At 56.0% G+C, this 16,296-nt stretch carries 14 protein-coding genes; 9 read left to right on the top strand and 5 right to left on the bottom strand.

Annotated elements, in window-relative coordinates:
- Position 1 precedes the first annotated feature (1 nt).
- From O1721_RS06100 to paeA, 3 genes are all read left to right on the top strand, one after another.
- A complete protein-coding gene (locus O1721_RS06100) occupies positions 2 to 1,024 on the top strand; it encodes a Gfo/Idh/MocA family protein (protein WP_017383931.1) in 1,023 nt (340 codons plus the stop codon).
- A 69-nt stretch (positions 1,025 to 1,093) separates the two neighbouring features.
- Positions 1,094 to 2,638 carry an MFS transporter gene (locus tag O1721_RS06095; RefSeq protein WP_032647003.1) on the top strand — a complete coding sequence of 515 codons (1,545 nt, stop codon included), beginning with the start codon at positions 1,094 to 1,096 and terminating at the stop codon, positions 2,636 to 2,638.
- A gap of 193 nt (positions 2,639 to 2,831) precedes the next feature.
- Positions 2,832 to 4,169, top strand: a complete 1,338-nt coding sequence (gene paeA, locus O1721_RS06090; protein ID WP_006810357.1) for a polyamine export protein PaeA — start codon at positions 2,832 to 2,834, stop codon at positions 4,167 to 4,169.
- A 76-nt stretch (positions 4,170 to 4,245) separates the two neighbouring features.
- On the opposite strand, the gene O1721_RS06085 is transcribed toward paeA, so the two are convergent.
- Complete coding sequence (locus O1721_RS06085) at positions 4,246 to 4,452, bottom strand: DUF1107 domain-containing protein (protein ID WP_003856054.1); 207 nt, start codon at positions 4,450 to 4,452, stop codon at positions 4,246 to 4,248.
- A gap of 324 nt (positions 4,453 to 4,776) precedes the next feature.
- Here O1721_RS06085 and O1721_RS06080 point away from each other — a divergent pair, with 324 nt between their 5' ends.
- Positions 4,777 to 5,334 (top strand): YtfJ family protein, encoded by a 558-nt coding sequence (locus tag O1721_RS06080; protein WP_017383934.1) that lies wholly within the window; start codon positions 4,777 to 4,779, stop codon positions 5,332 to 5,334.
- Here O1721_RS06080 and cysQ read toward each other — a convergent pair.
- Positions 5,328 to 6,068 carry a 3'(2'),5'-bisphosphate nucleotidase CysQ gene (cysQ, locus tag O1721_RS06075; protein ID WP_015572488.1) on the bottom strand — a complete coding sequence of 247 codons (741 nt, stop codon included), beginning with the start codon at positions 6,066 to 6,068 and terminating at the stop codon, positions 5,328 to 5,330. The genes O1721_RS06080 and cysQ overlap by 7 nt on opposite strands.
- Positions 6,069 to 6,258: 190 nt before the next feature.
- Here cysQ and O1721_RS06070 point away from each other — a divergent pair, with 190 nt between their 5' ends.
- Positions 6,259 to 8,202 carry a bifunctional 2',3'-cyclic-nucleotide 2'-phosphodiesterase/3'-nucleotidase gene (locus O1721_RS06070; protein WP_032647000.1) on the top strand — a complete coding sequence of 648 codons (1,944 nt, stop codon included), beginning with the start codon at positions 6,259 to 6,261 and terminating at the stop codon, positions 8,200 to 8,202.
- Between the two features lie 532 nt (positions 8,203 to 8,734).
- Here O1721_RS06070 and O1721_RS06065 read toward each other — a convergent pair.
- Entirely contained in the window at positions 8,735 to 9,121 is a 387-nt protein-coding gene (locus tag O1721_RS06065; protein ID WP_017383936.1) for a winged helix-turn-helix transcriptional regulator, read from the bottom strand.
- Between the two features lie 84 nt (positions 9,122 to 9,205).
- On the opposite strand from O1721_RS06065, the gene O1721_RS06060 reads away from it, so the two are divergent.
- The 3 genes from O1721_RS06060 to O1721_RS06050 all read left to right on the top strand — a co-directional run bounded on the left by O1721_RS06060 (position 9,206) and on the right by O1721_RS06050 (position 12,001).
- Positions 9,206 to 10,054, top strand: coding sequence for an SDR family oxidoreductase (locus O1721_RS06060; RefSeq protein WP_032646997.1), 849 nt, complete (start codon positions 9,206 to 9,208; stop codon positions 10,052 to 10,054).
- An 81-nt stretch (positions 10,055 to 10,135) separates the two neighbouring features.
- Positions 10,136 to 10,960: an AraC family transcriptional regulator gene (locus tag O1721_RS06055; RefSeq protein ID WP_032646995.1), complete on the top strand. Its 825-nt coding sequence runs from the start codon at positions 10,136 to 10,138 to the stop codon at positions 10,958 to 10,960.
- Positions 10,961 to 11,035: 75 nt separating this feature from the next.
- Positions 11,036 to 12,001 (top strand): DMT family transporter, encoded by a 966-nt coding sequence (locus O1721_RS06050; RefSeq protein ID WP_032646992.1) that lies wholly within the window; start codon positions 11,036 to 11,038, stop codon positions 11,999 to 12,001.
- A gap of 79 nt (positions 12,002 to 12,080) precedes the next feature.
- Here O1721_RS06050 and O1721_RS06045 read toward each other — a convergent pair whose 3' ends face one another.
- A complete protein-coding gene (locus O1721_RS06045; protein ID WP_032646991.1) occupies positions 12,081 to 13,730 on the bottom strand; it encodes a methyl-accepting chemotaxis protein in 1,650 nt (549 codons plus the stop codon).
- A gap of 245 nt (positions 13,731 to 13,975) precedes the next feature.
- On the opposite strand from O1721_RS06045, the gene ytfE reads away from it, so the two are divergent.
- Complete coding sequence (gene ytfE / locus O1721_RS06040; RefSeq protein ID WP_015572484.1) at positions 13,976 to 14,638, top strand: iron-sulfur cluster repair protein YtfE; 663 nt, start codon at positions 13,976 to 13,978, stop codon at positions 14,636 to 14,638.
- Positions 14,639 to 14,724: 86 nt separating this feature from the next.
- Here the strand turns inward: ytfE and cycA are convergent, their stop codons facing one another.
- Positions 14,725 to 16,134, bottom strand: coding sequence for a D-serine/D-alanine/glycine transporter (cycA, locus tag O1721_RS06035; RefSeq protein WP_015572483.1), 1,410 nt, complete (start codon positions 16,132 to 16,134; stop codon positions 14,725 to 14,727).
- Positions 16,135 to 16,296 lie beyond the last annotated feature (162 nt).

Genomic DNA, 16,296 nt, shown 5'->3' with positions numbered 1-16,296 from the left:
CATGAACATCCTGAACACGGCGATTATCGGTGCCGGGGCTATTCACAGTTGCCATGTGAATGCCCTGAGGCAAATCCCCAATGTCGCGCTGCGCGCGCTGGTCGATATCGACAGCGTCAAAGGACTGAAGCTGGCGATGAACTATCAGTGCCGCTTTTATCAGGATTACCGGGAAATGCTGCTGGATGACAGCATCGACGTGGTGCATATCTGCACGCCCCACTTCGAGCACAAAAACATGATTCTGGCGGCGCTGGCCGCCGGGAAACATGTCTTTTGCGAAAAACCGGTGGGCATGAACAGCAGCGAGCTTGCCGACATTGCCTCTGCCGCCGCGCAGGCACCCGGCAGGCTCGGCGTCTGCTACCAGAACCGGCTCAATCCGACCAGCCTGCGCATTCGCAAGGAGCTGGCGGAAGGCGTACTGGGAAAGATGTTAAGTATCAAAGCTGTGCTGACCTGGTCCCGCTCGGGGGCGTATTACACGGAAAGCCCGTGGCGCGGGCAGCTGGCAACGGAAGGCGGAAGCCTGCTAATCAACCAGGCGATCCATACCCTCGATCTGATGCAGTGGTTCGCGGGTGGCGTCACGCGGCTGAAGGGGGTAGTCGACAGCGGGGAACTGGCTGACGTCACGCAAGGGGAAGACAGCGCGATGGCCACGCTTCACTTTACCAACGGTGCGCGCGGTCTGTTTTATGCCAGCAACTGCCACACCACGGATTCCCCCCTCTGTCTGGAGATCCACTGCGAGCGCGGCTCACTGCTGCTCAACGACAACACGCTCTGGCGCATAACGCCCGGCGAACGATTTCGCCTGGAAAGCGATGCCTCTCCTGATGGCACCGCAAAAAGTTACTGGGGATTAGGACACCAGCAGGCGATCCGCCGTTTTTATCACGCTATTCATCACCCGGAGAGTACGGATTTTACCAATATTTGTACCGCCGGAAAATCACTCAAGATTGTGGAGGCTTTTTATCGGTCATCTCAGTTAAGACAATGGATAGATATTAATAATTAGAACGTCACGTGTAGTCCAGCAGTGCAATAAAAATACAACCTCTACATCTACCCTACACTGGATATTATTATGGTTAAACCAACTGAACGCAGAGTGGGTTATGGCGTGGCGCTTGGCTACGGCATAACCGACCTCTTTGGCGGAGGCGCTTTCGCCATTATCGGCACCTGGCTGTTATTTTTTTACACCACCTATTGCGGATTATCCGTCGTGGAAGCCGGCTCTATATTTGCTATTGCCCGCGTCATTGACGCGGTATTAAGCCCGATAATGGGTTACATCACCGACAATTTCGGCGACACCTGGCTTGGGCGTAAATTTGGCCGTCGTCGTTTCTTCTTATTACTCAGCTCTCCCTTAATGTTCCTCTATGCTCTGCTGTGGCTGACGGACATGGGTTACTGGTATTACCTGGGCACCTATCTTTCCATCGAACTGCTTTCAGCGATGGTGCTGGTGCCGTGGGAAACCCTCGCCGCGGAGATGACCAACCGCTATGAAGAGCGCAGCCGCCTGTCGGGCGTACGGATGATCTGCTCGCAATTGGGCGGTTTTCTTGCGGTGTCGGTTCCGGGCGTGATTATGCAATTTACCGGCAAAGATAATTCCTTTACCTACACGCTAACCGGACTGATATTTTCCTGCGTCTTTTGCATCGCGGTATTTATTACCTGGTACAGCACCTGGGAAGCAAAAGATGTGCATCAGGAGTATGACTTCAAAGTTGATACCCAGCGCAGCAGCGGAGTAATTAATCACCTCAAATATCTGGTGCTGGATCTCTTCTCTTCTTTTCGTATTCGCGCTTTCCGCCTGCATATTCTTATTTATATTTTCTCCTTCACCGCGATGGAGGTATTTGGTTCAGTCTTTACCTATTACGTGGTGTATTGCCTGAGTCAGGATGCGGCAGCAGTGTCCGGCTGGCTAAGTATTGCGGCTTTTGCCTCCGTGCCCGGCACGTACGGATTTATGCTGTTACTCAACAGGCTGAACATGACCCCTTCCGCCGCACTGCGCCTTTCGTATAGCTGCATTTTCCTGGTGCTGGCATTCCTGTTTACGGTTTATCTCACCAAAACAGAGGTGCCAACGCTGCTGTTCTCCGCCGTCTTCATCCTGCTGGGTGCAGCCCGTTCCGGCCTCTATTACATTCCGTGGAATATTTATAGCTTTATTCCGGATATCGACGAGATCGTCACGCAGCAGCGCCGGGAAGGCATTTTCGCTGGCGTAATGGTGTTGACCCGCAAAAGTACCGTCGCCATTGCGATTATGATTATCGGCCTGGTGTTGCAGGAGTCCGGTTTTGTGAAAGGCAGTGGCGCACAGCCTGAAAGCGCGCTGGGAGCAATAATTGGCCTGATGATTTTTGCCACCGCCGCGCTGCTGGCAGTGAGCTTCTTCGCGACCTACAAATTTAAGCTGACCCGCGAGACGCATAAGGTGCTGCTCAAGGAGATCGCGCGTCGGAAGCTCGGTGGCGACTATCGCGACTGCGACGCCAGCACCCGCGTGGTCATCAAACAGCTGACAGGCTATGAGTACGATCAGGTCTGGGGCGGCGATGCCACACGCCTGGCTGTAGGCGAAAACTTATCCACCGTGAAATAGCCCCTCTCGCCGGATCGGCCCCATGCCGGCCCGGCTTTTTTTGCCGAAAACGTGACCTCTGGCAGGTTTACACGTCTTTACGCTATACTACCGCTGAAATAATCGGCTCAACGCTACGAGCTGAGTTCAATGTGTCTTCACACGAATGGTATCAACTCCCCTTCTGAGGATCTGGCGAGAAGCCGGATAAACTATGTTAAACAGTATTTTAGTAATACTTTGTCTTATTGCCGTCAGTGCATTTTTCTCGATATCGGAGATCTCGCTGGCTGCCTCCCGTAAAATCAAACTGAAGCTGCTTGCCGACGAGGGCAACATCAACGCATCACGCATTCTGAAAATGCAGGAAAACCCCGGCATGTTCTTTACCGTGGTGCAGATTGGCCTGAACGCGGTCGCCATTCTTGGCGGTATCGTGGGCGATGCAGCGTTTTCTCCGGCGTTTTATAGCCTCTTTGTTAAGTACATGTCCGTAGAGCTGGCCGAGCAGCTGAGCTTCATCCTTTCCTTCTCCCTGGTCACCGGCTTGTTCATTTTATTCGCGGACCTGACCCCGAAACGCATCGGTATGATTGCGCCAGAAGCTGTGGCTTTGCGTATCATCAACCCGATGCGCTTCTGCCTGTACGTCTTCCGTCCGCTGGTGTGGTTCTTTAACGGCCTGGCGAACGTCATTTTCCGCATCTTCAAGCTGCCGATGGTGCGTAAAGACGACATCACCTCCGATGACATTTATGCCGTGGTGGAAGCCGGGGCGCTGGCAGGCGTGCTGCGCAAGCAGGAGCACGAGCTGATTGAGAACGTTTTCGAACTGGAATCCCGTACCGTGCCGTCCTCCATGACCGGCCGTGAAAACATCATCTGGTTCGATCTGCATGAAGACGAGCAGAGCCTGAAGACCAAAGTGGCGCAGCATCCGCACTCCAAGTTCCTGGTCTGTAACGAAGATATCGACCATATCATCGGCTATGTGGACTCCAAAGACCTGCTGAACCGCGTGCTGGCAAACCAGAGCCTGGCGCTGAACAGCGGCGTGCAGATCCGCAACACCCTGATAGTGCCGGACACCCTGACGCTCTCCGAAGCGCTGGAAAGTTTCAAAACCGCCGGGGAAGACTTCGCGGTGATCATGAACGAATACGCGCTGGTGGTGGGCATTATCACCCTCAACGACGTTATGACGACCCTGATGGGCGACCTGGTCGGCCAGGGGCTGGAAGAGCAGATTGTTCAGCGTGACGAAAATTCATGGCTCATCGATGGCGGTACGCCGATTGAAGACGTCATGCGCGTACTCGACATTGACGAGTTCCCGCAGTCCGGCAACTACGAGACCATCGGCGGCTTTATGATGTTTATGCTGCGTAAAATCCCGAAACGTACCGACTCGGTGAAGTTCTCCGGCTTCAAGTTTGAAGTGGTGGATATTGATAACTACCGCATCGACCAGCTGCTGGTAACGCGTATTGATAGCAAACCGACCGTGCTGGTGCCGAAACTGCCGGATGCCGAAGAGAAGGTGTCGGCGTAATCCTTTGTGTGCCCCACAAACATCAACGGCTCCCATCGGGAGCCGTCTTTTTAACTACTACTGCATAGCACGTTGGTTAAGCCATCTCAGTTTGCAGACGCATAACCTGACGGTTGACTTCGGACATCACAGACAAGTGCTGTTTGTCCTTCACTTTTGGGATAAGGATTTTGCCCTTATCGAACTCAAAAGCGCCAACATCCTTGATGTACAACCGTCCACGGAACAGGATCTTCACGTACTTCGCCACCTGAAGCGGGTTGTAGCGTTGGAAAATTTTCATTCTTGTATCTCCTGCGAATCATACGCTCTTGCGGTGCCACAATCGGCCCGACTGTCCTGAGCGCAAATTTTGATGCCCAATGACTATAGACCAGAACCTCGTACTTACCCAGTGTGCATAAGTTTATTTACCGTTTGATTACAATTATTCAGAATAATCTTTGCAAAGCGTGATACAGCGCAGTATATGCCGTCGTTTTTGCATGGATATGTGCGTTCGCCCGCAAACTGGCATCGGGATTGCGGGAAAAGCCTATTGATCGCACTTATGATTAAAAGCGCATGACCAAGTGGTCGGATCACCTGCTAACAATAAGGAAACACCATGACCCTACGTAACCTCCTGGCAGCAGCTTGCCTGTTGCTGCCGCTGATGGCTTCCGCACACAACATTGAAAAAGGACAACGTGTCCCGCCGGTCGGCATTGCTGACCGGGGAGAATTGATTCTCGACAATGATAAGTTTAGCTATAAAGCCTGGAATAGCGCGCAGCTTGCGGGCAAAGTGAGAGTTGTACAACATATTGCCGGACGTACATCCGCTAAAGAGAAAAATGCCACCCTCGTGGAAGCGATCAAAGCCGCAAAACTCCCGCACGATCGCTACCAGACCACCACCATCGTGAACACCGACGACGCGATTCCCGGCTCCGGGATGTTTGTGCGCTCAAGCCTTGAGAGCAATAAGAAGCTCTATCCCTGGTCGCAGTTTATTGTCGACAGCAACGGCGTGACGCGTAAGGCGTGGCAGCTGGAAGAAGAGAGTTCAGCGATTGTCGTGCTGGACAAAAACGGTCGCGTACAGTGGGTTAAAGACGGCGCGCTGACGCAGGATGAGGTGCAGCAGGTGGTTGCCCTGCTGCATAAGCTACTGACTCAGTAAAGTGATACCCGGAAGCCCGGATTCAGGAATGACTCGCGCGGGGTGTAGTCCAGTGGCTTACCCTGCCAGTCATGCACATGCGCGCCAGCGGCCGCCGCCACCGCATGCCCTGCCGCCGTATCCCAGACGTTCGTCGGCCCGAAACGGGGGTACAGCTGCGCCTGCCCTTCCGCCACCAGACAGAACTTCAGCGACGAGCCAATCGACGTCGTCTGGTGTTCACCCAGCTGTTGCAGATACTCCTCCAGCTCGCTGTCACTGTGCGAGCGGCTGATCACCACCAGCGGAGGACGGGCATCACGCACCTGGATCTGCTTACGCACGCCGCACTCTTCCTTCCAGGCTTTACCTTCCGCCGCGCTGTACATTACTTTCATCACCGGGGCGTAAACCACGCCAAGCACCGCTTTTCCTTTTTCAATCAGGGCGATGTTGACGGTGAATTCACCGTTACGCTTGATAAACTCTTTCGTGCCATCCAGCGGGTCGACAAGCCAGTAACGCTGCCAGTGCTGACGTTCATCCCAGCTCTGGGGCGCTTCTTCAGAAAGGACCGGAATATCCGGCGTCAGGGCCTGCAAACCTTTCAGGATCACCGCATGCGCCGCGATATCCGCCGCCGTCACCGGGGAGTCATCCGCTTTGCTGACAACATCCATCGGTTTCGCACCGTCGTACACCTGCATAATGGCATCACCCGCATCCCGTGCGAGCTGACAAATTTTATCTAACATTCTCCACCTCTTCGTTAACGCAGTGGGCATAACTTATTGTTTTAGTTATATCGTAATGTGAACAATTCCGCTATCTGTGAAGCAATTCTGGTTTCAGCGCCCTTTTTTCTGGCAGCATTCACACTTCTGTAAGCAACAAATACTACATACATATTCTTTTGTGGCTTGGATCGAAAAAAGGACTCCTCAGATGATTAAGTTTAGCGCAACGCTCCTGGCAACGCTGATTGCGGCAAGCGTTCAGGCAGCGACGGTGGATCTCCGTATTCTGGAAACCACCGATCTGCACAGCAATATGATGGACTTCGATTACTACAAAGATACCCCTACGGAAAAATTCGGACTGGTACGCACGGCAAGTTTGATCAACGCCGCCCGCGGTGAAGTGAAAAACAGCGTGCTGGTCGATAACGGGGACTTAATTCAGGGCAGCCCGCTCGGAGACTACATGGCGGCGAAGGGGCTGAAAAAAGGCGAGATCCATCCTGTTTATAAGGCAATGAATACGCTGGACTATACCGTCGGCAACCTGGGCAACCACGAATTTAACTACGGCCTGAAATACCTGCACGACGCGCTGGCAGGTGCAAAATTCCCGTACGTTAACGCCAATATCATCGACGTTAAGACGAAGAAGCCGCTCTTCACCCCTTATCTGATTAAAGAGACCGAGGTTGTCGACCAGGACGGTAAAAAACAGACGCTGAAAATCGGCTATATCGGTTTTGTGCCGCCGCAGATCATGACGTGGGATAAAGCCAACCTCGACGGGAAAGTGACCGTCAACGACATTACCGAAACCGCGCGCAAATACGTGCCGGAGATGCGGGCGAAAGGCGCGGATGTGGTCGTCGTCGTGGCGCACTCTGGCCTCTCGGCCGACCCGTATCAGGTGATGGCTGAGAACTCCGTGTACTATCTCAGCCAGGTGCCGGGCGTGGATGCGATCCTGTTCGGCCACGCCCACGCCGTCTTCCCGGGCAAAGATTTCGCTGATATCAAAGGCGCGGACATCGAAAAAGGGACGCTCAACGGTGTGCCATCGGTGATGCCGGGCATGTGGGGCGACCACCTTGGCGTGGTGGATCTGGTGCTGAATAACGACAGCGGAAGCTGGAAAGTCACGCAGTCGAAAGCGGAAGCGCGTCCGATCTACGACGCAGCGGCCAAAAAATCTCTGGCAGGGGAAGATAAAAAGCTGGTCGACATCCTGAAGCATGACCACGACGCGACGCGTGAATTTGTCAGCAAGCCGATCGGTAAATCGGCTGATAACATGTACAGCTTCCTCGCGCTGGTACAGGATGACCCGACCGTGCAGGTAGTCAACATGGCGCAGAAAGCCTATGCGGAGCACTATATTCAGGGCGATCCGGATCTGGCAAATCTGCCGGTACTGTCTGCCGCGGCGCCATTCAAAGTGGGCGGGCGGAAGAACGATCCGGCCAGCTACGTTGAGGTGGAGAAAGGCCAGCTGACCTTCCGTAATGCCGCCGATCTCTACCTCTATCCCAACACCCTCGTAGTGGTGAAAGCTACCGGGAAAGAGGTGAAGGAGTGGCTGGAGTGCTCTGCCGGGCAGTTCAACCAGATCGATCCGCACAGCAGCAAACCGCAGTCGCTGATTAACTGGGACGGTTTCCGCACCTACAACTTCGACGTGATCGACGGCGTGGAATATCAGATTGACGTTACCCAGCCCGCGAAATATGACGGCGAATGTCAGGCCATTAATCCGCAGGCAGAACGTATCAAAAACCTGACCTTCAACGGCAAAGCGATTGATCCGAATTCCACTTTCCTGGTGGTGACCAACAACTACCGCGCCTATGGCGGCAAGTTTGCCGGTACGGGTGACAGCCACATCGCCTTTGCCTCGCCGGATGAGAACCGTTCGGTGCTGGCGGCGTGGATCAGCGCGGAGTCGAAAAAGACGGGTGAAATTCATCCGGCGGTGGATAACAACTGGCGACTTGCGCCGATCCACAGCGACACTAAGCTGGATATTCGCTTTGAGACATCTCCGTCCGATAAAGCAGCCGCGTTTATCAAGGATAAGGCGCAGTATTCGATGCAAAAGGTCGCGACGGATGATATTGGGTTCGCGATTTATCAGGTGGATTTGAGCAGGTAAAAGCAAAACGGCAACGCTCGTTGCCGTTTTTGGTGTTTGTTCCCTCTCCCCGTGGGCTGAAGGTTCCCCAGTAATTTGAAAGCAAAAGCGATAACGTTGCCTCAGAATAACTGAGGGCTTTCAGCGATGCCTCGGTCCGGCTGTAAATCGCTGAGGCGTTTCCTGTAGGCCGGGGCGAGGCGCAGGGATGCGCCGAGAGGGCGGGCTTTACAGGGATGTTACCTCCGCCCGTCCCCGATAAGCCGGAAGGAATGAGCCGAAGGCACCGCGAAGCGGCGATTTACCGCCGGAAGCCCGGGTCGCCAGGGTGGTGGCGACTGAGCCACCCTGGCACGTTCACCGGTCATGTCGTGACAGAGTAGCAAGGAACATAAAGTGAACGGAATGACCACCAGAGCCGTATGTTCCCCCTCACCCCAGCCCTCTCCCTCAAGGGAGAGGGGGCCGTCTGTGCAGGCATTATTTTGTGGGGAACCCTCAGCCCCGTGGGAGAGGGTCAGGGTGAGGGCATCAGGCCGCACATACCCGGCGTTTACGCCGCACGCTCGTCCCTATTCGCCATCACCTGCGGCGTATTGACCTCAATCCAGTCGGCCAGCGCGGCCACCTTCTCGCTTACCTCCTGCCCCAGCGGCGTCAGGCTATACTCCACATGCGGCGGCACGACCGGATACGACACGCGATCGACAAACCCGTCATGCTCCAGCGCCTGTAAAGACTGAGCCAGCATCTTCTCGCTGACGCCGCCCATCTTGCGGCGCAGATCGCTGAAGCGATGCGTCCCCTGACGTAACGCCACCAGGATCAGCACGCCCCAGCGGCTGGTTACGTGTTTGAGCACCTCCCGTGACGGGCACTGTTCCGCAAAGAGGTTGCCATCGCGCATTTGCTCGCTGAGCGTTGGTATTGTTGTTTTCATACTTACCTTTTTGTACGTACTTACTAAAAGTTAGTTATGGTGATAGTGTGCCACAACACCAGACAAACACGAAGGAGATTCATCATGATCGCGATTACCGGCGCAACCGGCCAGCTTGGCCAACACGTTATTGAAGAACTGCTGAAAACCGTTCCGGCCAGCCAGATCGTGGCTATTGTGCGTAACCCGGCGAAAGCCGAAGCGTTGCGTCAGCAAGGGGTCGTTGTGCGTCAGGCGGATTACACCGATGAAGCCGCATTTACCACCGCGCTGAACGGCGTGGATAAACTGCTGCTCATCTCCTCCAGCGAAGTGGGCCAGCGCGCCGTACAGCACCAGAACGTGATAAACGCCGCCAAAGCCGCCGGGGTGAAATTCATCGCCTATACCAGCCTGCTGCATGCTGACAAATCTCCGCTGGGTCTGCACGTTGAGCACGTCGAAACCGAAAATGCCCTGGCGGCCTCCGGCGTGCCTTACGCCCTGCTGCGCAACGGCTGGTACACCGAAAACTACCTGGCAAGCGCGCCGCCAGCGCTGGAACACGGCGTATTTATGGGTGCCGCAGGCGAAGGCAAAATTGCCTCTGCGATGCGTGCGGATTACGCGGCGGCGGCAGCGAAAGTGATTTCTGAAGAGGGTCATGCCGGCAAGGTGTATGAACTGGCGGGTGATAATGCCTGGACGCTGAGCGAACTGGCTGCGGAACTGAGCAAGCAGAGCGGTAAGCCGGTCACGTATCAGAACCTCAGCGAAGCCGATTTCGCCGCTGCGCTGAAGGGCGTTGGTCTGCCTGCCGGGCTGGCGGAGATGCTGGCGGACTCCGACACCGGCGCGTCCAAAGGCGGCCTGTTCGACGACAGCCGTACCCTGAGCAAGCTCATTGGCCGCCCGACGACGCCGCTGGCGGAAAGCGTCAAAGCCATCCTGTAGTTGTTAAAAATTGGTTATTTTTTGTGGCATCCCCTCGGGTCATCTCTGATAATGAAGCGATGACCCACAAGGAGGCTCACCGTGCAAGGCGTACCGGAACAGTTCACTGATGAGAGAGACAGCGCGCGCTTTCGCCATCTGGCGCAGCTGCCGGGCCTGGAGCTTTATCACGCCCATATCTCTGACTACGCCTTTGAGCCTCACACTCATGAAGCCTTCGGTATCGGCACCATCGAAACCGGTGCCGAACGCTTCCGCTATCGCGGTACCCAGCATCTTGCCGCGGAAAAATCCGTCGTGACCATGAACCCGGACGAGATCCACACCGGGGAATCCGCCACCGAAGGCGGCTGGCGCTACCGGATGGTCTACATCGAACCCGACCTGCTGGAAGAGGTCACCGGCCTGCGTCACTGGTGGTTTAATGACGTCACGCGCCACGACCCTTTGCGCTCGCAGCAGATTGGCCGGTTAATTTACGGCCTGTGGCACACCAACGATCCGCTGGCGCAGAAGGGGCTGCTACTGGATTTGATTCAGACTTTTCAGCCGCTGGCCCACCATGTGCCGGTGGTGCAGGAGGCCGCGCACCGCTTCGAACGCGTTCGCGACTATCTGCACGACAACTATATGCGCTCGCTGACCCTGGACGAGCTGGCTAACGTTGTCTCGCTCAGCCCGTACCATTTTCAGCGCCAGTTCAAAGCCCATTTCCACGTTACGCCCCACCAGATGCTGATGGCCATCCGCCTGTGGCGCGCAAAAGCATTCCTCACCCACGGCATGCCTGCCGCCGAGGTGGCCGCCGCGACCGGGCTGACCGATCAGTCGCATTTAACCCGCGCCTTCACCCGTCGCTACGGCATCACGCCCGTGCGCTACCAGAAACAGGTTATGCCGCGCTAATGCGCAACCTCATACAATACGCGCGCGTTTTGCCCTCCTACACTGATCGCAAAGTGAATCAAGATGGATGGAAAAATGATTAGCGGCGTGTTGTATGCCCTGCTTGCGGGTTTGATGTGGGGGCTGATTTTTGTCGGCCCGCTGATTGTGCCGGAGTACCCGGCAATTTTGCAGTCGACCGGACGTTACCTGGCGCTGGGGCTGATTGCCGTGCCGCTGGCGTGGCTGGGGCGCGCGCGTCTGCGTCAGCTGGGCCGCAAGGACTGGCTCACCGCGCTGGCGCTGACCATGATGGGTAATCTGATCTACTACGTCTGTCTGGCGAGCGCCATTCAGCGCACCGGTGCGCCGGTGTCCACCATGATTATCGGCACGCTGCCGGTGGTCATCCCGGTTTTCGCGAACCTGCTTTACAGCCAGCGTGACGGCAAACTGGCGTGGTCAAAAATGGCGCCCGCTCTGGTCTGCATCGCCGTGGGGCTGGTGTGCGTGAATATTGCCGAGCTTCGCCACGGCCTCGAAAACTTCAGCTTGTGGCGTTACGGTTCAGGGATCTTTCTGGCGTTTATCTCGGTTGTCTGTTGGGCCTGGTATGCCCTGCGCAACGCACGCTGGCTGCGGGAAAACCCGGATAAACATCCGATGATGTGGGCGACGGCGCAGGCGCTGGTCACCCTCCCTGTCTCGTTGCTGGGCTATGTGGGCGCGTGTGTCTGGCTGGGTAGCCAGCAACCGGCATTTACCCTGCCCTTCGGACCGCGCCCGTGGGTATTCGTTGGGCTAATGGTCGCCATTGCCGTGCTCTGTTCGTGGGTGGGCGCGCTGTGCTGGAACATTGCCAGCCAGAAGCTGCCGACGGTGATACTGGGGCCGCTGATTGTCTTTGAGACACTGGCCGGGCTGCTCTATACCTTCCTGATGCGTCAGAGCGTGCCGCCGCTGCTAACGGCCTGCGGGATCGCGCTGCTGGTCGTTGGGGTGGTGATTGCGGTGAGAGCGAAGCCGGAAAAACCGATGGTCGTTCCGGCGTCGGAGGGGTGAGCTTTTCGCCCAGCGGCGCTTCGCTTGCAGGGCCTACAAACCGTAGGCCGGGTAAGCGTCAGCGCCACCCGGCACAGTATCAGAACGTTTCCCAGTTCGCTTCAGACGCCGCCGCGACGGGCTGCGCTTTAGGTGCATAGGTCTTAACCGGCGCGGCTTTCACCGCCTGGTTGCGGGTGATCTTAAACACCGCCACCGCGTCGTTCAGGCGTGCAGCCTGATCCTCCAGCGCCGCCGCTGCCGCCGCAGACTCTTCCACCAGCGAGGCGTTCTGCTGGGTGACGCGATCCATCTCCGCCACCGCCTGACCCACCTGGTCGATACCGCGGCTCTGTTCGTCGGAGGCCGACGCAATCTCACCCATGATGTCCGTCACGCGCGTAACCGCATCGACGATCTCCGCCATCGTCGCGCCCGCTTCATTTACCAGCTGAGAACCCGCGTTGACGCGTTCGCCGGAATCATCGATCAGCGCTTTGATCTCTTTCGCCGCCTGTGCGCTGCGCTGGGCAAGGGTACGCACCTCGCCCGCGACAACCGCGAAGCCACGTCCCTGCTCGCCCGCGCGCGCCGCTTCTACCGCCGCGTTCAGCGCCAGAATATTGGTCTGGAAAGCAATGCCGTCGATCACGTTAGTAATTTGCGCGATTTTGCTGGAACTGGTGGCGATTTCGTCCATGGTGCGCACAACGCCCTCGACCACGTTACCGCCCTTCTTCGCGGTGGAGGAGGCGTCCAGCGCCAGACGCGACGCCTGACGCGCGTTATCGGCGTTTTGCTTCACGGTGGCGGTTAACTGTTCCATGCTGGCTGCCGTCTCTTCCAGAGAAGCGGCCTGTTGCTCGGTACGAGAGGAGAGATCGTTGCTGCCCGCCGAGATTTCACCCGCGCCGGTGTAGATGGTATCTGCGCCTTCACGCACCACGCCCACCGTGTTGGCCAGCGCAGTCTGCATCTCCTGAACGTTGCGCGCCAGGATCGCCATTTCATTTTTACCCTCAGCCTGAATCGGCTGGGTTAAATCCCCTGCGGCAATGGCGCGGATATGGTTGATCACCTCTTCCAGCGGCAGCAGCAGCACGCGGCGCATCGCAATCCAGCTGGAAATAATCACCGCGATCACCAGCAGCATCACCGCAGAAAGGATCCACAGAATGCGTTTGTAGTCGCTTTCATTGTCCTGGATACCTTTGACGGTCAGCGCGGCCTGCGCCTCACGCCACTCGCGATAAACCTTTTGCATCGCGGTCTGCTTCTGTTCGGCATTTTGTTTGAACATATCTTCCAGATTGCCCTGCCCCAGCAGAACGTTCATTTGCGTCAGCGTGGCGGAGTAGACGCGGTACTGCTCTTCCAGGCGATCGGCCAGGTGCTCGTCCATACCCGGCGTTTCCGGCAGCGCGTAGTATTTATCGTAATGGGTCTGGGCATCGGCCAGCAGGTTTTTCGCGGTATTGACCAGCTCGTTCAGCTGCCCGCCGTTAATCTGCGACGCCATGCTGCTTTGCAGGCGCAACATGCCGCGGTTGAGAGTGACGCGCGCCTGGTTCAGGCTGATCCAGGCGTCGGTAAACTCCGCGACGTTCTGGCTGGAAAGCTGAGAAACGGTGAAGTTCTCTTTATCGTTATTGAGTGCGTTAATGAAAATGCCAGCGGAGATCAGCTGCATGATGCCGAGCACAAGCAGCACCGAAATCAAAAGAGTAATGACTTTTATACGTTTAAACATGCGTTGCCTTTTTTATATACAGGTATTGTCTGACCTGTATCTATCGGCACGTTCGGCAGGTTGTTTACTGTTTCTCCACCTTTAAAAACTTTCGAAAGCCCTTTTCTGCATTCAATCAGCAAGTTAAAAGCACGCTTTTTTTGTGATCCCCTTCTCATTTTCACCCTTGCCTCTAAAGGGTTATAGTATCCACCTAAAGATGTATTTAAAATGCATCTTATATTCCTGATGATGAGGTAACTGTTATGGCCTTCCGCGACCAACCCTTAGGCGAGCTGGCGCTCTCCATCCCTCGCGCTTCTGCGCTGTTCCGTAAATACGATATGGATTACTGCTGCGGTGGTAAGCAAACGCTGGCGCGTGCAGCGTCGCGTAAAGAGCTGGATGTGGAGGCTATCGAAGCGGAGCTGGCTCAGCTGGCTGAACAGCCTGTCGACAAAGACTGGCGCACCGCGCCGCTGGCTGAAATCATCGACCATATCATTGTGCGTTACCACGATCGTCACCGCGAGCAGCTGCCGGAGCTGATTTTACAGGCGACCAAAGTTGAACGCGTTCATGCCGATAAACCTTCCGTACCGCGCGGCCTGGCGAAATATCTGACCATGCTGCACGAAGAACTTTCCAGCCACATGATGAAAGAGGAGCAGATCCTCTTCCCGATGATCAAACAGGGCATGGGCAGCCAGGCCATGGGGCCCATCAGCGTGATGGAAAGCGAACATGATGACGCCGGCGAACTGCTGGAAGTGATCAAACACACCACCAACAACGTCACACCGCCGCCAGAAGCGTGCACCACCTGGAAAGCCATGTACAACGGCATTAACGAGATGATCGACGATCTGATGGAACACATTAGTCTTGAGAATAACGTTCTGTTCCCGCGTGCATTATCGGGTAAATAAAAAAGCCCGGTGGCGCTAGCGCTTACCGGGCCTACAACATCCGCGAACCTAGGCCGGGTAAGCGTCAGCGCCACCCGGCAACATGCTTAGCGCATGCCCGCCATACGTTTCTTACCGATAAATAGCCAGCCCAGCCCCAGCGCGATAAACCACAGCGGCGTGACCATCAGCGCCTGTCGGGTATCTTCTTCCAGCGTCAGCAGCACCAGCACGAAGACGAAGAACGCCATGCACACCCAGCACATCAGCTTGCCCAGCGGCATCTTGTAGATCGACTTCTCGTGCAGGTGTGGACGCTGCTTGCGGTACACCAGGTACGAGCAGAGGATGATGGTCCAGACGAACATAAACAGGATCGCCGACACCGTGGTGATCATGGTGAACGCGCCGATTACGCTCGGGTTGACGTAGAGCATCACCACACCGCCCAGCAGACAGATGCAGGAGAAGGTCAGCCCTTTCGCCGGTACCGCGCGTTTAGACAGTTTGGCAAACGCGCTCGGAGCAACGCCCTCCTGCGCCAGGCCGAACAGCATACGGCTGGTGGAGAAGACGCCGCTGTTCGCGGAAGAGGCCGCAGAGGTCAGCACCACAAAGTTAATCAGGCTCGCGGCAGCAGGCAGCCCCACCAGCACGAACAGCTCGACGAACGGGCTCTTGGTTGGCACCACCGAGCTCCATGGCGTCACGGACATAATGACGATCAGCGCGAACACGTAGAACATGATGATACGCAGCGGAATGGAATTGATCGCACGCGGCAGGGATTTCTCCGGATCTTTGGTTTCCGCCGCCGTGGTACCGACCAGCTCAATCCCGACAAACGCAAACACCGCAATCTGGAAGCCGGCAAAGAAGCCGCTGATACCTTTCGGGAACCAGCCGCCGTCATTCCACAGATGGGCAAACGAGGCCTGTACGCCGGTTGGCGACTGGAAGTGCGTCAGCACCATCACCAGCCCGACGACAATCAGCGCGATGATGGCGACGATTTTGATCATCGCGAACCAGAACTCCATCTCACCGAACATTTTAACGGTGGCGAGGTTCAGGCTCAGCAGCAGAACAATCACCGCCAGCGAAGCCACCCAGTCCGACAGGCCGGGGAACCAGAATTGGGCGTAGGCCGTAATAGCGACAACATCCGCCATGCCGGTAACCACCCAGCAGAACCAGTAGGTCCAGCCGGTAAAATAGCCCGCCCACGGGCCGAGCAGGTCTGACGCGAAGTCGCTGAAGGATTTGTATTCGAGATTCGACAGCAGCAATTCACCCATTGCACGCATCACGAAAAAGAGCATAAAACCGATGATCATATAAACGAAGATGATCGACGGGCCGGCAAGACTGATGGTTTTGCCCGAGCCCATAAACAGCCCGGTGCCGATGGCTCCACCAATGGCAATAAGCTGAATGTGACGGTTCGTGAGATTTCGCCGTAGCGACTGTTCAGACGTCGCCTCTTCTGCGGCGGCGACTTTGACCTGATCTACCATGTGATATTTTCCTGTTTATGCCTGTCTGTGTTGTTAAGGCTCTTCTGGCCTTTATATACGCCAAATAAATGACGGACCCTGTGTAAGGACTAATCGATAGTAGGTAAGAATCGGCGGGATGAATACTATGATTTGAATATTATGTTAATAATATGTTGAAAG

This window comes from Enterobacter cloacae complex sp. HYC033_NIDB (assembly GCF_056673335.1).
This window is presented reverse-complemented; position numbering and strand designations above follow the sequence as displayed.